This window comes from Sphingomonas adhaesiva (assembly GCF_036946125.1).
In the GTDB taxonomy this organism is placed as follows: domain Bacteria; phylum Pseudomonadota; class Alphaproteobacteria; order Sphingomonadales; family Sphingomonadaceae; genus Sphingomonas; species Sphingomonas adhaesiva_A.
In genome coordinates this window covers 1,153,027-1,170,468 of record NZ_JAQIJT010000002.1, presented here as the reverse complement: position 1 = coordinate 1,170,468, position 17,442 = coordinate 1,153,027, and the positions used below count along the sequence as shown (strand labels likewise).

General features: G+C 68.0%; 20 protein-coding genes. 17 read left to right on the top strand and 3 right to left on the bottom strand.

Annotation, left to right across the window (positions count from 1 at the left end):
- Positions 1 to 43: 43 nt before the first annotated feature.
- The gene (locus PGN23_RS11840; protein ID WP_335303096.1) at positions 44 to 1,264 is read right to left on the bottom strand and encodes an NADP-dependent isocitrate dehydrogenase; all 1,221 of its coding nucleotides are present in this window, start codon (positions 1,262 to 1,264) and stop codon (positions 44 to 46) included.
- A gap of 153 nt (positions 1,265 to 1,417) precedes the next feature.
- Here PGN23_RS11840 and PGN23_RS11835 point away from each other — a divergent pair, with 153 nt between their 5' ends.
- Genes PGN23_RS11835 through PGN23_RS11825 form a run of 3 tightly spaced genes read left to right on the top strand, consistent with a single transcriptional unit; the run spans position 1,418 to position 3,350 of the window.
- Entirely contained in the window at positions 1,418 to 1,750 is a 333-nt protein-coding gene (locus tag PGN23_RS11835; RefSeq protein ID WP_335303095.1) for a hypothetical protein, read from the top strand.
- A gap of 38 nt (positions 1,751 to 1,788) precedes the next feature.
- A complete protein-coding gene (locus PGN23_RS11830) occupies positions 1,789 to 2,526 on the top strand; it encodes a phosphatidylserine decarboxylase (RefSeq protein ID WP_335303093.1) in 738 nt (245 codons plus the stop codon).
- A 2-nt stretch (positions 2,527 to 2,528) separates the two neighbouring features.
- Entirely contained in the window at positions 2,529 to 3,350 is an 822-nt protein-coding gene (locus tag PGN23_RS11825; protein WP_335303092.1) for a CDP-alcohol phosphatidyltransferase family protein, read from the top strand.
- On the opposite strand, the gene PGN23_RS11820 is transcribed toward PGN23_RS11825, so the two are convergent.
- Positions 3,292 to 3,525, bottom strand: a complete 234-nt coding sequence (locus tag PGN23_RS11820; protein ID WP_335303090.1) for a hypothetical protein — start codon at positions 3,523 to 3,525, stop codon at positions 3,292 to 3,294. The genes PGN23_RS11825 and PGN23_RS11820 overlap by 59 nt on opposite strands.
- Positions 3,526 to 3,848: 323 nt before the next feature.
- Between PGN23_RS11820 and rpsB the strand changes: the two genes are divergently transcribed.
- From rpsB to rpmE, 12 genes are all read left to right on the top strand, one after another.
- Positions 3,849 to 4,646 carry a 30S ribosomal protein S2 gene (gene rpsB / locus PGN23_RS11815; protein WP_335303089.1) on the top strand — a complete coding sequence of 266 codons (798 nt, stop codon included), beginning with the start codon at positions 3,849 to 3,851 and terminating at the stop codon, positions 4,644 to 4,646.
- Between the two features lie 106 nt (positions 4,647 to 4,752).
- Entirely contained in the window at positions 4,753 to 5,688 is a 936-nt protein-coding gene (gene tsf, locus PGN23_RS11810) for a translation elongation factor Ts (protein ID WP_335304587.1), read from the top strand.
- Between the two features lie 196 nt (positions 5,689 to 5,884).
- The gene (gene pyrH / locus PGN23_RS11805; protein ID WP_335303088.1) at positions 5,885 to 6,616 is read left to right on the top strand and encodes a UMP kinase; all 732 of its coding nucleotides are present in this window, start codon (positions 5,885 to 5,887) and stop codon (positions 6,614 to 6,616) included.
- Positions 6,616 to 7,173 (top strand): ribosome recycling factor, encoded by a 558-nt coding sequence (frr, locus tag PGN23_RS11800; RefSeq protein ID WP_335303087.1) that lies wholly within the window; start codon positions 6,616 to 6,618, stop codon positions 7,171 to 7,173. Before pyrH ends, frr begins: the two co-directional genes overlap by 1 nt.
- Before the next feature lie 25 nt (positions 7,174 to 7,198).
- Complete coding sequence (locus tag PGN23_RS11795) at positions 7,199 to 7,936, top strand: isoprenyl transferase (RefSeq protein ID WP_335303086.1); 738 nt, start codon at positions 7,199 to 7,201, stop codon at positions 7,934 to 7,936.
- Positions 7,937 to 7,952: 16 nt separating this feature from the next.
- Positions 7,953 to 8,792, top strand: a complete 840-nt coding sequence (locus PGN23_RS11790) for a phosphatidate cytidylyltransferase (protein WP_443019771.1) — start codon at positions 7,953 to 7,955, stop codon at positions 8,790 to 8,792.
- Positions 8,789 to 9,946, top strand: coding sequence for a 1-deoxy-D-xylulose-5-phosphate reductoisomerase (locus tag PGN23_RS11785; protein ID WP_335303085.1), 1,158 nt, complete (start codon positions 8,789 to 8,791; stop codon positions 9,944 to 9,946). The genes PGN23_RS11790 and PGN23_RS11785 overlap by 4 nt, the downstream gene beginning before the upstream one ends.
- Complete coding sequence (locus tag PGN23_RS11780; RefSeq protein WP_335303083.1) at positions 9,943 to 11,076, top strand: M50 family metallopeptidase; 1,134 nt, start codon at positions 9,943 to 9,945, stop codon at positions 11,074 to 11,076. The genes PGN23_RS11785 and PGN23_RS11780 overlap by 4 nt, the downstream gene beginning before the upstream one ends.
- Before the next feature lie 125 nt (positions 11,077 to 11,201).
- The gene (gene bamA / locus PGN23_RS11775) at positions 11,202 to 13,862 is read left to right on the top strand and encodes an outer membrane protein assembly factor BamA (protein WP_335304585.1); all 2,661 of its coding nucleotides are present in this window, start codon (positions 11,202 to 11,204) and stop codon (positions 13,860 to 13,862) included.
- Positions 13,862 to 14,512: an OmpH family outer membrane protein gene (locus PGN23_RS11770; protein WP_335303082.1), complete on the top strand. Its 651-nt coding sequence runs from the start codon at positions 13,862 to 13,864 to the stop codon at positions 14,510 to 14,512. Before bamA ends, PGN23_RS11770 begins: the two co-directional genes overlap by 1 nt.
- Positions 14,509 to 15,003, top strand: a complete 495-nt coding sequence (fabZ, locus tag PGN23_RS11765) for a 3-hydroxyacyl-ACP dehydratase FabZ (protein WP_335303081.1) — start codon at positions 14,509 to 14,511, stop codon at positions 15,001 to 15,003. Before PGN23_RS11770 ends, fabZ begins: the two co-directional genes overlap by 4 nt.
- 97 nt (positions 15,004 to 15,100) lie before the next feature.
- Entirely contained in the window at positions 15,101 to 15,331 is a 231-nt protein-coding gene (gene rpmE, locus PGN23_RS11760; RefSeq protein ID WP_335303079.1) for a 50S ribosomal protein L31, read from the top strand.
- 155 nt (positions 15,332 to 15,486) lie between these two features.
- On the opposite strand, the gene PGN23_RS11755 is transcribed toward rpmE, so the two are convergent.
- Entirely contained in the window at positions 15,487 to 15,930 is a 444-nt protein-coding gene (locus tag PGN23_RS11755) for a RidA family protein (RefSeq protein ID WP_335303077.1), read from the bottom strand.
- 80 nt (positions 15,931 to 16,010) lie between these two features.
- Here PGN23_RS11755 and PGN23_RS11750 point away from each other — a divergent pair, with 80 nt between their 5' ends.
- Together PGN23_RS11750 and PGN23_RS11745 are read left to right on the top strand one after the other, a co-directional pair.
- Complete coding sequence (locus tag PGN23_RS11750; RefSeq protein ID WP_335303076.1) at positions 16,011 to 16,640, top strand: cytochrome b; 630 nt, start codon at positions 16,011 to 16,013, stop codon at positions 16,638 to 16,640.
- Positions 16,641 to 16,658: 18 nt separating this feature from the next.
- Entirely contained in the window at positions 16,659 to 17,414 is a 756-nt protein-coding gene (locus PGN23_RS11745; protein WP_335303075.1) for an SDR family NAD(P)-dependent oxidoreductase, read from the top strand.
- Positions 17,415 to 17,442: the final 28 nt, after the last annotated feature.

Below are 17,442 nucleotides of genomic sequence, written 5' to 3'. Positions count from 1 at the left end.
CCGAAGATGCGCCGGCTCCCGTCCTGCGACGGTGACCGGGCGATCAGGCCCAGGTCGCCATCTTCTTCTCCAGGTTGACGCGGACCGCCTCGAAGAACTGCTCGGTGGTCATCCACTTCTGATCGGGGCCGATCAGGATCGCGAGATCCTTGGTCATGTCGCCGGCCTCGACCGTCTCGACGCAGACGCGCTCCAGCTCCTCGGCGAAGCGTGTGACGTCGGGGGTGCCATCGAACTTGCCGCGATACTTCAGGCCGCCGGTCCAGGCGAAGATCGACGCGATCGGGTTGGTCGAGGTCGCCTTGCCCTGCTGATGTTGACGATAGTGACGCGTGACGGTGCCGTGCGCGGCCTCCGCCTCGATCGTCTTGCCGTCCGGGGTCATCAGCACCGAGGTCATCAGGCCCAGCGAGCCGAAGCCCTGCGCGACCTGATCCGACTGGACGTCGCCGTCGTAGTTCTTGCAGGCCCAGACGAACTCGCCGTTCCACTTCAGCGCGGAGGCGACCATGTCGTCGATCAGGCGATGCTCGTAGACGATGCCGGCCTGCTTGAACGGCTCGGCGAACTCGCTCTCGAACACCTCGGCGAAGATGTCCTTGAAGCGGCCGTCATACGCCTTGAGGATCGTGTTCTTGGTCGACAGATACACCGGCCAGCCGCGGCCCAGGCCGTAGTTCATCGAGGCGCGCGCGAAGTCGCGGATCGATTCGTCGAGATTGTACATGCCCATCGCGACGCCGGCGCCGGGGAAGTCGAACACCTCCTCCTCGATCCTCTCGCCGTTCTCGCCTTCCCACTTCATCGTCAGCTTGCCCTTGCCGGGCACCTTGAAGTCGGTCGCCTTGTACTGGTCGCCGAAGGCGTGGCGGCCGACGACGATCGGGTGCGTCCAGCCCGGGATCAGGCGGGGGACGTTCTTCATCACGATCGGCTCGCGGAAGACGACGCCGCCCAGGATGTTGCGGATCGTGCCGTTGGGCGACTTCCACATCTTCTTCAGGCCGAATTCCTCGACCCGCGCCTCGTCCGGGGTGATCGTGGCGCACTTCACGCCGACGCCGTACTTCTGGATCGCCTTGGCGGAATCGACCGTCACCTTGTCGTCGGTGGCGTCGCGGTGCTCGATTCCCAGGTCGTAGTAATCGAGATCGATGTCGAGATACGGCTTGATGAGCCGCTCGCGGATCCACTCCCAGATGATCCGCGTCATCTCGTCGCCGTCGATCTCCACGACGGGCGTCTTCACCTTGATCTTCGCCATCTGCGCTTTCCTTGTGAGGGGAGGTTGTCGCGGTCGATAGGGGGAAGGGCGCGGGGGATCAACCACGTGCGTCACGGAGCCGGAACGGGCGCGGGACGTTCGTAGGCCGGAGGTGGACCTATGCGGATGTTGACGACGGTTGGCGCATTGTTGATGACGACGGCCCCGGCATGGGCCGATACGTTGCCGCTGGCGCGCGGCGCCTATGTCCAGAACGGCATCGCCTGCCGGGAAGCGCCGAACGTCGCGCTGCGCGATTACAACGGTCAGGGCATCGGATCGAGCAAGGCGGGCCAGTGCCAGGCGCGCGTGCTGGCGCATATCGGCAGGCGCTATACGCTGCGGCAGCGGTGCGTCGAATATGGCGGCCGGGCGCCCGTCATGGGACGGGCCGAGCGGCTGAAGCTGCGGGTCGACGCGCGCGACGCCTTTACCGATCTGTCCGACGGGACGCGGTACCGGCTGTGCCCGGCGCTCCGCCTGTAACGGTTGTCACGTTGCGTACCGGCCGATAGGACGAGGCGATGACATCGCTCGACAAGCCGCCGCTGCACGGCGGGATACCCGTTACCAGTACCGTCAAATGGCGTTTTCCCGCGATCCATCCGGAGGGGCAGAAGTTCGCTGCCATCGCGTTCGGCATCACGTTGCTGATGACGATCCTGTCCAAGGTGTTCTTCTGGCCGTTGCTGGGCGTCACCCTGTGGGTCGCCGCCTTCTTCCGCGATCCGGTGCGCGCGACGCCGGTGGGCGACGACCTGATCGTCTCGCCGGCCGACGGCCTCATCACCATGATCGAGCGCGTGCCCGTGCCGCGCGAGCTGGCCGGCGAACTGGGCGAGGCGCCGATGGTGCGCGTGTCGGTGTTCATGTCGGTGTTCGACGTCCACATCAATCGCTCGCCGATCGCGGGTGTGGTGAGGCAGGTCGTCTATATCTCGGGCAAGTTTCTGAACGCCGATCTCGATAAGGCGTCGGAGGAGAACGAGCGTCAGCATTTCGTGGTCGAGGGACATGACGGTCGCAAGGTGGGCTTCACGCAGATCGCCGGGCTGGTCGCGCGCCGCATCGTCGCCTTCGCGAAGATCGGCGACATCGTCGGCGCCGGGCAGCGCGTCGGCCTGATCCGCTTCGGCAGCCGGGTCGACGTCTTCCTTCCCGACGGGTTCGTACCCCAAGTGGCGCTGGGACAGCGTGCGATGGCGGGGGAGACCGTGCTGGCGCGGCTGGACGGCCCCGCCGTCAGCGCGATCGCGCAGTAACGATGTTGCCGCCCGTCCAGCGCCGTATGCCCCGTCGCCCGTTGCGCCGCGCTGCGGGCGGCCTGCCGCTTCGCGCCGTGGCGCCCAATGCGGTCACCGCGCTGGCGCTGTGCTCGGGGCTGTCCGGGATCCGCTTCGCCATTTCCGGCTCGTTCGAACTGGCGGTGGTGATGGTGCTCGTCGCGGGCGTCCTCGACGGACTGGACGGTCGCGTCGCGCGGATGCTGCACGGCGAAAGCCGCTTCGGCGCGGAGCTCGACTCGCTGGCCGATGCCATCTCGTTCGGGGTGTCCCCCGCGCTCATCATCTATCTATGGTCGCTGCATACCTTGCCGCGGTTCGGCTGGATGGCCGCTCTAATGCTGGCGGTCTTCTGCGCCCTGCGACTGGCGCGCTTCAATGCCGCGATCGATGCCAGCGAACAGCCGCACAAGTCGGCGGGGTTCCTGACCGGCGTGCCGGCGCCCGCCGGAGCCGGGCTGGCGTTCCTGCCGCTGTTCCTGTGGTTCGTCACCGAAGAACCGATATTGCGCGATCCGCGCCTGGTGGCGCCGTGGACGGTGCTGGTCGCGATGCTGATGGTATCCAGCCTCGCGACCTTCTCGTGGACGTCGTTGCGGCTGCGGCGGAACATCCGGTTCGAGGCGATCGCGCTGGTCGTCTTCGTCGGGGCGGCGGCGGTCAGCGCACCGTGGCAGACGGCGGCGGCCGCATGCGTCGCCTATCTGCTGTCGATCCCGTTCAGCGTCCGCAGCTACGCCCGCGTCAGGCGGCTTCGCGGCGGCGCTGCGACGGACGCGCCGGCGCCGCCGCCCAGCGCCTGACCGCGATGCGGCGCTCGGCCCGCACCAGCGAGGCGAGCGGTTCGAAGCGCGTCTGCTGCGGCTGACCGCGCAGCGCGGCGACGATCTTCCCCGTGCTGGGCAAAACGGTGGCGGCGAGCGCATATCCGGCCGTTGCCAGCGCTGCCCCGAAAATCACGATAGCTACAAAGGTCACCACGTTCGCCTCCTCGATACGCGAACCACGTGCGACGAACCTCTTGACAATGCCAGGGTTCCTCTGCCCGCATCCCATATGATCCGGATCATTGCGATTCGGCGGCTATGGTACGGCGGCGTACACTCGGTTCGCTTTTCGTTCCGCGCCCTTGTTCCATCTATGTTCCGACGTGTCAACCATCGTCGTGAGCTTGCGTCCTGCCGCAAGTTCCGCTAACGGCGCGACCCTCAACCCCGCATGGGAAGCATCATCACCCGGTGCGCCGGCCTTCCAGGCCGCGTCACTCGCTTCCCAGAGGCTTAACCGGAAGGAATTATCTTATGGCGGCACCTGTCGTCAGCATGCAGCAGCTCATCGAAACCGGCGCGCACTTCGGCCACCAGACGCATCGCTGGAACCCGAAGATGAAGCCCTACATCTTCGGCGAGCGCAACGGCGTCCACATCATCGACCTGTCGCAGACCGTGCCGCTGTTCGCGCGCGCGCTGGAGTTCGTGTCGCAGTCGGTGGCGCAGGGCGGCAAGGTGCTGTTCGTCGGCACCAAGCGTCAGGCGCAGGAGCCGGTCGCCGACGCCGCGCGTCGTGCGGGCCAGCATTTCGTCAACCACCGCTGGCTGGGCGGCATGCTCACCAACTGGAAGACGATCAGCAACTCGATCAAGCGGCTGAAGGCCCTGGAAGAGCAGCTGTCGGGCAACACCGCCGGTCTGACCAAGAAGGAAGTGCTGCAGCTGACGCGCGAGCGCGACAAGCTGGAGCTGTCGCTGGGCGGCATCCGCGACATGGGCGGCGTTCCCGACGTGATGTTCGTGATCGACGCGAACAAGGAAGAGCTGGCGATCAAGGAAGCGAACACGCTGGGCATTCCGGTCGTCGCGATCCTCGATTCGAACGTGTCGCCGGACGGCATCGCCTTCCCGGTGCCCGCGAACGACGACGCCGCGCGCGCCATCCGCCTGTATTGCGAGGCGATCGCGATCGCGGCGACCCGCGGCAACCAGCAGCAGCAGGCGAGCCGTGGCGTCGATCTGGGCGCGATGAGCGAGCCGCCGGCGGAGGAGGCGACCACGGTCGAGACCCCGGCCGCCGAGGCTGCCGACGAGACCGCTGCCGCGTAACCGTCATGCAGCGCGTCTAAAGGGCGCGTTGCCGATTTTCCCGTTCGACGCGCGGCGGTTCCCTTTCGAGCCGTCGCGCGTCGGCGCACCAAGCAAGGACGATATGATGGCCGATATCACGGCAGCGATGGTCAAGGACCTGCGCGAGAAGAGCGGCGCGGGCATGATGGACTGCAAGAAGGCGCTGAGCGAGAACGGCGGCGACATGGAGGCCGCGCTCGACTGGCTGCGTACCAAGGGCCTGGCGGCCGCGCAGAAGAAGTCGAGCCGCACCGCGGCCGAGGGCCTGGTCGGCGTCGCCGTCGCCGGCACCAAGGGTGCGGTTGTCGAGGTGAATTCCGAGACCGACTTCGTCGCGAAGAACGACCAGTTCCAGGCGTTCGTCCGCGAAGTGACCCAGATCGCGCTCGCCACTGGCGGTGACGTCGACGCGATCAAGGGCGAGACGATGCCGTCGGGCAAGACCGTCGAGGAAGCGCTGACCAACAACATCGCGACGATCGGCGAGAACCAGTCGATCCGCCGCGCCAGGCAGCTGTCGGTGGAGAAGGGCGCGGTCGTCGCCTATGTCCACAATCAGCAGGCGCCGGGCCTGGGCAAGATCGGCGTGCTCGTCGCGCTCGAGTCCGAGGCGTCGGACGAGGTGCTGCAGGGCCTGGGCAAGCAGCTGGCGATGCACATCGCCGCCGCCTTCCCGAAGGCGCTGAACGAGGAGGATCTGGACGAGGCCGAGATTGAGCGCGAGCGCGCGATCGCGACCGAGAAGGCCGCCGAATCGGGCAAGCCGGCCGACATCATCGCCAAGATGGTCGAGGGTTCGATCGCCAAGTACCGCAAGGAGCATGCGCTGGTCAGCCAGCTGTTCGTGATGGACGGCAAGACCAAGATCAGCGACGTCGTCGCGAAGGCGGGCAAGGATGCCGGCGCCGCGATCGCGCTGAAGGACTATGTCCGCTTCCAGCTGGGCGAGGGCATCGAGAAGGAAGTGTCCGACTTCGCCGCCGAAGTCGCCGCTGCCTCGGGCGTGCCGCAGAACGCCTGAGCCGTCCGCACAGCCTGCGCACGAAGAGGGCCGCCGCTCCGGGATGCCGGAGCGGCGGTTTTCCTTTCGGGGGAAGATGCCTTCGTCGTTATCCCGGGTCGACCCCGGGGTGACGGTTTGGGTAGGTGTCAACCCATTGCCAGCCGCGGACCTGCCGCCTAGGGTCCGCGCCGCCCTCCACCATCATCCGGATTCCATGACCCAGCCCCGCTACAAACGCATCCTCCTCAAACTGTCCGGCGAAGTGCTGATGGGCGAGGGGGGGCTGGCGATCGATCCCGCGATCACCGCGCGCGTGGCGGAGGAGATCGCGGACGTGAAGGCGCAGGGCTACGAGCTGTGCATCGTCGTCGGTGGCGGCAACATCTTCCGCGGCCTCGCCGCGGCGGCCAAGGGGTTCGAGCGCGGCACCGCCGATTACATGGGCATGCTGGCGACCGTCATGAACGCGCTGGCGGTGCAGAACGCGCTGGAGCAGATCGGGGTCGATACCCGCGTCCAGTCCGCGATCCCGATGCAGTCGGTGTGCGAGCCGTTCATCCGGCGCCGCGCCGAGCGGCATCTGGAGAAGGGCCGCGTCGTGATCTTCGCGGCGGGCGTCGGCTCGCCGTTCTTCACCACCGACAGCGGCGCGGCGTTGCGTGCGGCGGAGCTGAACTGCGACGCGCTGTTCAAGGGCACCTCGGTCGACGGCGTCTACGATGCCGATCCCAAGAAGGTGGCGAGCGCCAAGCGTTTCGATACCGTCAGTTACGACACGGTGCTGGCGAGGAACCTGAAGGTCATGGACGCCAGCGCGATCGCGCTGTGCCGTGATTCGAACATTCCGATCGTCGTCTTCAACATCCGCGAGCACGGCAACTTCGCCGCCGTGCTGCGCGGTGAGGGGGTATCGACGGTCGTGCAGAAGCAAATGGAGACGATCTGATGGCCGCCTATGACAAGGCAGATCTGGAGCGCCGCATGCAGGGCGCGGTGGAATCGCTGAAGGGCGACCTGGGCGGTCTGCGCACCGGGCGTGCGTCGACCTCGCTGCTGGATCCGGTGACGGTCGAGGTGTACGGCGCGCACATGCCGCTGAACCAGGTGGCGACGGTGTCGGTGCCCGAGCCGCGCATGATCTCGGTCCAGGTGTGGGACAAGACCAACGTCGGGCCGGTTGAGAAGGCGATCCGGTCGGCCGGGCTCGGCCTCAACCCGATCAACGACGGCACGACGCTGCGGCTGCCGATCCCGGACCTGACCGAGGAGCGCCGCAAGGAACTGGCGAAGCTCGCCGGGCAATATTCGGAGAAGGCCAAGGTGGCGGTACGCAACGTCCGCCGCGACGGCATGGACGCGCTGAAGACCGACGAGAAGAAGGGCGTGTTCAGCGAGGACGAGCGCAAGCGTCACGAGGGCGAGGTCCAGAAGCTGACCGACGCCACGATCGCGGACATCGATACGGTCGCGGCGGCCAAGGAAAAGGAAATTCTGGGCAAGTGACGCGCCGGGGATCCTTGGGGGAGGAATGATGGCGACCGCGGCGGCCACGCACCAGCCCGTGCCGGAGGTGTTGCCGCGTCACGTGGCGATCATCATGGATGGCAACGGCCGCTGGGCCGCCAGGCGTCACCTGCCGCGCGCCGCGGGGCATCGCGCGGGGGTGGAGGCGGTGCGTACCGTCACCCGCGCCGCACGGGCGATGGGGCTGGAGGCGCTGACGCTGTACGCCTTCTCCTCGGAGAACTGGCGTCGCCCCGAGGATGAGGTCAGCGGGCTGATGGGCCTGCTCAAATTCTTCATCCGTCACGACCTGGCCGAGCTGGTGCGCGAGAACGTCCGGTTGCGGGTGATCGGCGACTATCGCCGTTTCCCGGCGGACGTGGTCGCGCTGGTCGAGGATGCGGTGGAGCGGACCGCGGCCAATACCGGCCCGATCCTGGCGATCGCGCTCAATTACGGCGCGCAGGCGGAACTGGTCGCGGCGGCGCAGCGGCTGGCGGCGCGCGCGGCGGCCGGCGGGATGGACCCCGCCGCGATCGATGTCGACGCGGTCGAACGCGAGCTGGAGACGCGTGAGCTTCCCCCGCTCGACCTGTTGATCCGCACCTCGGGCGAGCAGCGCCTGTCCAATTTCCTGCTGTGGCAGGCGGCCTATGCCGAATTGCTGTTCGTGGAGACGCTGTGGCCCGATTTCGGCGCGGCGGATCTGGCCGCGGCGGTCGATGCGTTCGGCCGGCGCCAGCGTCGCTACGGTGGCCTTTGACGAGTACATTGCGCGTATGACCGATCCGGCGCCGTTCCCCCCCAACCCGCCGCTCACCCCCGATGCGCCGCTGCGTACGCCGTCGAACCTGCGGCTGCGGATGATCGCCAGCGTCGGGATGATCGCGGTGGCGAGCGTCGCCTTGTGGCTGGGCGACATCGCCTTCTGGCTGCTGACGGTCGTCGTCGCGCTGTTTATGATGGCGGAGTGGGCCGACCTGCAGAAGGTGCCGCCCAAGACCAAGCGGCTGGCGCAGTTCGCGCTCAGCGTGCCGCTGGCGACGATGGCGCCGGCGTGGCTGGTGATCGAGCCGCACGACTTCTTCACGCTGGGGCTGATCGCAGGTGCTGCGTTCTTCGTCGTGATCGTCACCAGGCTGCCGCAACTGGCGCTGGGCGTGGTCTATTGCGGGCTGCCGGTCCTGTCGCTGGTCTTCCTGCGCCGCCACGACGACGGCCTGCTCCACGCCTTCTGGGCGATGGCGCTGGTGTGGGCGACCGATATCGGCGCGTTCTTCGCCGGGCGCTCGATCGGCGGGCCGAAGCTGGCGCCGCGGCTGAGCCCGAACAAGACCTGGGCGGGGCTGGGCGGCGGCGTGATCGCGGCCGGGCTGCTGGGGCTGATCCTCTGGACCGAGGCTGGCCTTCCCGCCGCGCTGGCGCTGATGTCGCCGTTCCTCGCGGTGCTGGCGCAGGCGGGCGACCTGTATGAAAGCTGGCTCAAGCGGCAGGCCGGGGTGAAGGATTCGGGCAATATCCTGCCCGGGCACGGCGGGGTGCTGGACCGGCTCGACGGGCTCGTGCCGGTGGCGCCGGTCGCGGCGTTCGTGGTCGCGACGACGCTGGTGTTTCCGTGAGGACGGTCAGCATCCTGGGGGCGACCGGGTCGGTCGGCACCTCGACGCTCGATCTGGTCGAGCGCGCGCCGGAGCGGTACCGCGTCCGTGCGCTGACCGCGAATTGCGATGTCGCACGGCTGGCCGAGGCCGCTCTGCGCACGCGGGCCGAGCTGGCGGTGGTCGCGGACGAGACGTGCCTGCCGGCGTTGCGGATGGCGCTGGCGGGCTCGGGGATCGAGACGGCGGGCGGCATGGACGCGGTGTGCGACGCAGCCGCGTCGGGCGCGGACTGGACGATGGGTGCGATCGTCGGGTGCGCCGGGCTGAAGCCGGTGATGCGCGCGATCGAGCAGGGCGGCACGGTGGTGCTGGCGAACAAGGAGCCGCTGGTGTCGGCCGGCGACCTGGTCACCGCGGCCGCACGCGAGCATCGCGCGACGCTGCTGCCCGCGGACAGCGAGCATAATGCGATCTTCCAATGCTTCGACGCGGCGCGCCCGGACAGCGTGCGCCGCATCGTCCTGACCGCCAGCGGGGGGCCGTTTCGCGACTGGTCGCTGGAGCGGATGGCGACGGTCACCCGCGAACAGGCGGTGGCGCATCCGAACTGGTCGATGGGCGCGAAGATCTCGGTCGACAGCGCGACCATGATGAACAAGGGGCTGGAACTGATCGAGGCGGCGCGGCTGTTTCCGGTCCCGGCCGAGCGGATCGAGATCGTGATCCACCGCCAGTCGGTGATCCACTCGATGGTCGATTATATCGACGGCTCGATGCTCGCGCAGCTGGGGCCGAGCGACATGCGCGTGCCGATCGCGCACTGCCTCGCCTGGCCGGAGCGGATGGCGACGCCGATGGCGCCGCTCGACCTGATCGCGCTGGGGCGGCTGGACTTCGAGGCGCCCGATCCGGTGCGGTTCCGCGCGCTGGCGCTGGCGCGCGCGGTGCTGGAGGCGGGCGGCGCGCGGCCGGCGATCCTGAACGCGGCGAACGAGGTGGCGGTCGCGGCCTTTCTGGCGGGTAACATCGCGTTTCTTGAAATCGCCGCAATCGTGGACGATACCCTGCAGCGCTACGACCCGGCCGCGCCGGAGACGCTCGACGCGGTGCTCGCGATCGATGCGGAGGCGCGCAGACTGGCCGGCGAGCGCGTGAAGGATTGCGTGCGTTGATCCAGACACCGGGAGTATTGCTGACCATCGTCGCCTTCATCCTGGTGATCGGTCCGCTCGTCTTCGTCCACGAGATGGGTCATTACCTGGCGGGGCGCTGGTTCGGCGTGGATGCGGAGGCGTTCTCGATCGGCTTCGGTCGCGAGGTCGCGGGATGGACCGACCGGCGCGGCACGCGGTGGAAGATCGGGTGGCTGCCGCTGGGGGGGTACGTCAAGTTCGCGGGCGACATGAACCCCGCGGGGCAACCCTCGACCGAGTGGCTCGCGCTGCCCCCGGCGCAGCGGCAGCGCACGTTTCAGGCAAAGCCGGTGTGGCAGCGCGCGATCATCGTCGCGGCGGGGCCGGTCATCAACTTCGTGCTGGCGGTGGTGATCCTCGCGGGCTTCGCGCTCGCCTACGGCGATCCGCGGACGCCCGCCGTGGTGGGGCAGGCGATGCCCGGCACCGCGGCGGCGGCGGCGGGGCTCCGCGCGGGGGATCAGGTGACGGCGCTGGGCGACCGCCCCGTCGCCACGTTCGAGGACATGGTCCGCTTCGTGAAGATCCGCGCGGGCGAGCGGATCCGCGTCGACTATGTCCGCGACGGCGCGGCGCAATCGACGGTGGCGACGATCGGCACGCAGCTCCAGCGCGACCGCTTCGGCAACGAATATCGCGTCGGTCTGCTCGGCATCGCGCCGGGGGCGCCGGTGGTACGTCCCGTCGGCGTGCCGGAGGCGCCCGTCGTGGCGGTGAAGCGTACCGGGCAGATCGTCGGCATGATGGTGGAAACGATCGGTCAGATCGTCACCGGGCGCCGTTCGGTGAAGGAATTGGGCGGTCCGCTGTCGATCGCGAAGGTGTCCGGCGAGCAGATGACGCTGGGCTGGGACGCCTTCGCGTTCCTGATCGCGCTCATTTCGATCAATCTGGGGTTCATCAACCTGCTGCCAGTGCCGATGCTGGATGGCGGGCACCTGTTCTTCTACGCGATCGAGGCGGTGCGACGGCGTCCGGTGGCCCCGCAAACGATCGAATGGGCCTATCGCGGCGGATTGATGGCGGTATTGGCGCTGATGCTGCTGGTCACGTTCAACGATCTGGGCAACTTCGGACTGTGGCGTCATCTGGCCGGGTTGATCGGGTGACGAAGGTAAGGCAGGGCGACGCGGCCTTTTTCGCGTGGCGGCTTCTCTCGGGTGGGAATTTGGTGACGGTGCTCAACGTTTCGACTTCGCGGGCGCGTGCCTCGGCGACCCTGCTGGGCTGCACCATGCTGGCCGGCATCCCCGCCATCGCCGCGGCGCAGACCGCACCGGCGCGTCCGGCGGCGACGCGTCCCGCCGCGACGGCGACCCCGGCCGCTGCGCCTGCGGCGGCGGTGAAGACGATCGCGTCGCTGCGCGTCGAGGGGACGCAGCGGATCGAGCCCGAAACCGCGCTGAGCTATACCAAGCTGCGTCAGGGCCAGCCCTACACCAACGAGACGCTCGATCAGGCGATCAAGGACCTGTACGCCAGCGACCTGTTCGCCGACGTCTCGATCTCGGGCGCGGAGACGGGCGACGTCGTCATCCGCGTGCGCGAGAACCCGATCATCAACCGCGTGATCCTGGAGGGCAACAAGCGCCTGAAGGAAGACAAGATCACGAAGGAGATCCGGCTGAAGCCGCGCCAGATCTTCACGCGTTCCGCGGTGCGCGCGGACGTGGCGCGCATCATCGAGCTGTACCGCCGGCAGGGCCGCTTCGCCGCGACGGTCGATCCGAAGATGGTCAGCCTGGACCAGAACCGCGTCGACGTGGTGTTCGAGATCAGCGAAGGGCCGAAATCCAAGGTCCGCCAGATCAACATCATCGGCAACGAGGTGTTCGACGACGGCAAGCTGCGCGCGCAGATGGCGACCAAGGAAGCGCGCTTCTATCGCTTCCTGTCGTCGGGCACGTCCTACGACCAGGACCGTCTGGCCTATGACCAGCAGAAGCTGCGGCAATTCTACCTGACCGAGGGTTATGCCGATTTCCGCGTGACCAGCGCGGTCGCGGAGCTGACCCCGGATCGCAAGGACTTCATCATCACCTATGTGGTGGAGGAAGGCCCGCGCTACAAATTCGGCAAGGTGACGGTCGACAGCGACATCCGCGATTTCGACGGGAAGAAGCTGGCCGCGACGCTGCCGGTCAAGGAAGGAAACTGGTACAACGCCAAGATGGTGGAGGACACGGTCGACAACCTGTCCGAGACCGCGGGCCTGTTCGGCTACGCCTTCACCGATGTGAGCCCCGAGTTCCAGCGTGACCGCGACACGCTGACCATGTCGATCAACTTCCATATCGGCCAGGCGCAGCGCACCTATGTCGAGCGCATCGATATCACCGGTAACGTCCAGACGCAGGACAAGATCATCCGCCGCGAGGTGCGCGTCGCGGAGGGCGATGCGTTCAACAGCTTCCAGGTGAAGCGCTCGCAGGACCGCATCAATTCGCTCGGCTATTTCCAGGACAAGTTCGAGATCAAGCAGACTCCCGGCTCCGCGCCGGACCGCGTCGTGCTGGAGGCGAACGTCGAGGAGAAGTCGACCGGGCAGCTGCAGCTGTCGGCGGGCTTCTCCAGCCTCGAGCGGTTCATCATCCAGGCGAACATCACGCAGGAGAATTTCCGCGGCAAGGGGCAGACGTTGCGCGCCGGCGTGAATTATTCCAGCTATTCCAAGTCGATCGAGCTGGGCTTTACTGAGCCGTATATCTTCGATCGCAACATTGCGGTCGGCGTCGACGTGTTCCGGCGCGACTTCAACGCGTTCAACTTCATCGGTACCAACCGCAACACGACGTACAGCCAGACCTCGACCGGGTTCCAGGTGCGCGCGGGCGTGCCGCTGACCGAATATTGGCAGCTCGCCGGTCGCTACAGCTTCTCGTACGACGAGGTGGGGCTGGACGAGTCGACCTTCTTCACCAACGGGCAGTGCGACCGCCTGCGGGCGGGCAACTATCTGTGCGACGCGCTCGGCAACCGCCTGACGTCGTCGGTCGGCTATTCGCTGATCTACGACAGCCTCAACAGCCGCCTGCGCCCGACCGCGGGGCAGCGCTTCGTCTTCAGCCAGGATTTCGCCGGTCTGGGCGGTGACGTGAAATATATCCGTACCCGCGCCGAGGCGTCCAAGTTCAAGGGGCTGGGCAGCGGCTTCGTCGCGTCGCTGACCGCGGAGGGCGGCTATATCCGCTCGCTGGAGAAGTCGCGCGGGCCGGGGATCGACAAGATCCGCATCACCGACCGCTTCTATCTGGGCGAGCCGCAGTTCCGCGGGTTCGACATCCGCGGCGTCGGCCCGCGCGTGCTGCGCCAGTCGTACACGACGGATTCGACCGGCAAGCAGATCCTCATCACCGATCGCGACCAGATCGTCGACGACGCGCTGGGCGGCAATGCCTATTACCTCGCCAAGCTCGAGCTGGAGATTCCGCTGGGCTCCGGCGCGCGGGAACTGGGGCTGCGGCCGTCGATCTATGCGCAGGTCGGCAGCCTGTGGAGCGTGACGCAGCCGCTGCCGACCGCTACCTTCCCCACCACGGTGGATGCGAACGGCAACACCGTCGTGCTGCCGCTGCCGCAGACGGATTCGTCGGGGCGACCGCTCTACAGCTACGTCAACGCCGCCGGTCTGTCGGTGCAGACCATTTGCGCCACGGGCATCCCCGATGCGTCGGGCAATTGTAACGGCATCGTGCCCAACAGCGCGCTGATCGCCGCGAACCCGTTCAAGGAGACGTTCTTCGGCGGCTCCGCGCGGCCGCGCGTGTCGGTCGGCGTCGGCGTCAACTGGAATTCTCCGTTCGGTCCGCTGCGCATCGACCTCGCCAAGGCGGTGGTCACGCAGCCGGGCGACGACCCCAAGCTCATCACGTTCAACGTAGGGACACAGTTCTGATGAAGACCTTGCATCACATTCTGCTCGCCGCCGCGATGATCGCGCCGGGCGCGCTGGTCGCCGGTGCGGCGACCGCCCAGGTCGGCGGCGTCGCCGTGGCCGATCCGGAGGCCGCGGTCGCCAATTCGAAGGCGTGGGCGACCGCCCGCACCCAGATCCAGACGACCTACAAGGCGCAGATCGATCAGGCGAACGCGCGTCGCCAGGCGATTTCGACCGAGCTGCAGCCGCTCGTCACCGCCTATCAGACCGCCGCCGCGGCACCCGGCGCGACCGAGGCGTCGCTGCGATCGCAGGCCACCGCGATCCAGACCCGCGAGCAGGCCGGCAATGCCGAGCTGCAGCGCCTGACCGCCCCCGCCAGCCGGGCGCAGGCCTATGCGCTGGAGCAGATCTCCGCCAAGCTGCCCGACGCGGTGAACGCCGCAGTGCGCGCGAAGAACGTCAGCCTGCTGCTGCGTCCGAATGCCGCGCTGTTCGCGCAGCCGACTGCGGACATCACCGCCGCGATCACCGCCGAGCTGGACCGTACCGTGCCGACCGTCGGCATCACGCCCCCGGCCAACTGGCAGCCGGGTCAGCAGGGCCAGCAGGCGGCGGCCCCGGCCGCAGCGGCCCCCGCCAGCAACCGCGCCCCCACCGGCCGGTGAGCGACGCGGGCAGCGAAGGCGCGACGGCGCGCGGGTCGATCGGCCCGTTCGACGTCGCGCGCGTGATGCAGGCGCTGCCGCACCGCTATCCGATGCTGCTGGTCGACCGGGTCGAGGAGATCGTCCTCGACCGCTCGATCCGCGCGACGAAGGCGGTGACGATCAACGAAGGCTTCTTCCAGGGGCACTTCCCCGGCCGTCCGATCATGCCGGGCGTGCTGATCGTCGAGGCGCTGGCGCAAGCCGCCGGCGTGCTGGCGGTGGAAAGCCTGGGACTCGCCGGATCGGGCAAGCTCGTCTATTTCATGGCGATCGAGAATGCCAAGTTCCGCAAGCCGGTGGAGCCGGGCGTCCTGCTGTCGCTGGAGGTCGAGTTCGTCCAGAAACGGTCGAGCGTCTGCAAGTTCGCCGGCGTGGCGAAGATCGACGGACAGGTCGCGGCGGAAGCGCATTTCACCGCGATGATCGCCGATCCGCCCAAGGCGGGCTGACCTTCGCATCTGGTTTTGACTTTGGGCGCGCGTTCCTCTAGGCGCGCGCCTTTCCCTTTTGGCTGGTCGGTAACCAGCCGCGACAGGAGCTTGCGACGTGAAGAAGGATACCCATCCCGACTACCACACGATCAAGGTGCAGATGACCGACGGCACCGTGTACGAGACCCGCTCGACCTGGGGCAAGGAAGGCGACACGATGACGCTGGAAATCGACCCGCTGGCGCACCCGGCCTGGACCGGCGGTCGCGGCCAGGTGCTGGATTCCGGCGGTCAGGTGGCGCGCTTCAACAAGCGTTTCGGCGGCGGGCTCACGCTGCGCAAGTAAGCGTCCGCGCTTATCCGATACCGGCGACCGGGTGCGGCACAGGCCGCGCCCGGTCGTTTTGCGTTCGTCATCCGCATCATGGCGCGGGTTCGAGGCAGGGCTTGCAGCGCTCGGCAAGCGGTATCGCCGACCCTGATGATCGCTGCGTCGCGGTATCAGCGGCGGGACGGGGCGATCGCGATGCATTCGATCTCGACGCCGGCGCCCATCGCGAGGCCGTTGACGCCGAACGCGGAGCGCGCGGGCAGGCGGCCGGGCGCGAAATAGGTGACGTAGACGGCGTTGAATGCCGCCCATTGCGACATGTCGGCCAGCATGACGGTGCATTTGACCATGTCGTCGAACCCGACGCCGGCCATCCGCGCGGCATCGCCCAGGTTGGTCATCGCGGCGCGCGCCTGTGCGTCCATACCCTTTGGTATGGTGCCGTCGGGAAGGGCGCCGATCTGTCCGGACAGATAGATCGTATCGCCTGCCCGAACCGCAGGCGAAAATGGCGCGCGCGAGCCCGGGCGCGCGATATGCTCGACCGGGGGGCGTGTCTGGGCGGCGACGGGCGCGGCGAGCAGGGTCAGCAGGACGAGTGCGCTCGAGGTCATGATCGGTTCCTCCGTGCACCGCGATTGACGTCGACGCCGCTTTCGTCAAGCAAGGCGACACGGATGCGGAGGCGAAACGAATGGCGGGTCGGGATGAGGGGCGAGCATTGCGCTATTCCAACGTGGCGATCGTCCTGCATTGGGCGATCGCGGCGCTGATCCTCTACAATCTGGCGACCGGGCTGTTCGGCGAATGGTTGCCGGACGGCGCGTTCGCCTTCCATATCTCGTCGGGGATCACCATTCTGGTCCTGACCGTGGTTCGGGTCCTGTGGCGCCTGACCCACCGGCCGCCGCCGTTCCTGCCGATGTCGGCCCCCGAGCGCGCGCTGGCGCATGGCGTCCATGCGCTGCTGTATGTCGCGATGCTGGCGTTGCCGCTGACGGGCTGGGCGATGGTATCGGCCAATCCGCCTGCCGGCTCCCCCGGCGCGGCCTATGCGGCGGCGGGCAAGCCGGTGCGCAAGCGGGGGCCGATCATGATCTGGAACGCCGTGCCGCTGCCGCTGATCGGCCCGATCAACGAGATGGGCCGCGCGCCGGAGGGCGTGGCCGGGCAGCGCGACGTGCACGAGCGGCTGGAGACGCTGCATGGTCTGGGTGGCTGGCTGATGCTGGCGCTGCTGGTCCTGCACGTGGCGGGTGCGCTGAAGCATCAGTTCATCGACCGGCGTCGCCAATTGGGGCGGATGGGCCTGGGTCGCGCCTGATTTACGGAGGATTGATCGATGGCATTCGACCTGACCGGGCGCGTCGCGCTCATCACCGGGGGATCGTCCGGGCTGGGCGCGCATTTCGCGGAGCGGTTCGTCGCCGCGGGCGCACGCGTCGCGATCGCAGCGCGGCGGGTCGACCGCGTCGCGGCGCTGGCGGAGCGGCTCGGCGCGGCGGCGCTCCCGCTGGCGATGGACGTGACCGACGAGGCGTCCGTGCGCGCGGCGTTCGACCAGGCGGAGGCGGCGTTCGGCACCATCGACACGGTGGTGGCCAACGCGGGGCAGAGCAACGCCGGGCGCGCGACCGACGTCGACCTGGCGGCGCTGCGATCGACCATCGACGTCAATTTCATGGGGGTGTTCCTGACCGCGCGCGAGGCCGCCCGCCGGCTGATCGCGGCCGGCGCGCGCGAGACGGGGAAGGGGCGGGTCGTCCTGATCGGGTCGATCACCGCGCATCAAACCGCGACGGGGGACAGCGCCTATGCCGCGTCGAAGGCGGCGGTCGCGCATCTGGGGCGCAATCTGGCGCGCGAGTGGGTGCGGGCGGGGATCAACGTCAACGTCATCCAGCCCGGCTATATCCAGACCGAGATCAACGGCGACTGGTTCCGGACCGAGGGCGGCAAGGCGCAGATCGCGGCGTTCCACCGCCGGCGAGTGTTGCCGATCGATGCGCTGGACGACGTGCTGCTGTACTTTGCGAGCGACGCCAGCGCGCATGTGACGGGCAGCGTGATCGATCTGGACGACGGGCAGTCGCTCTGACCGCGCGCGGAGTGCGGCTCGTCGCGCC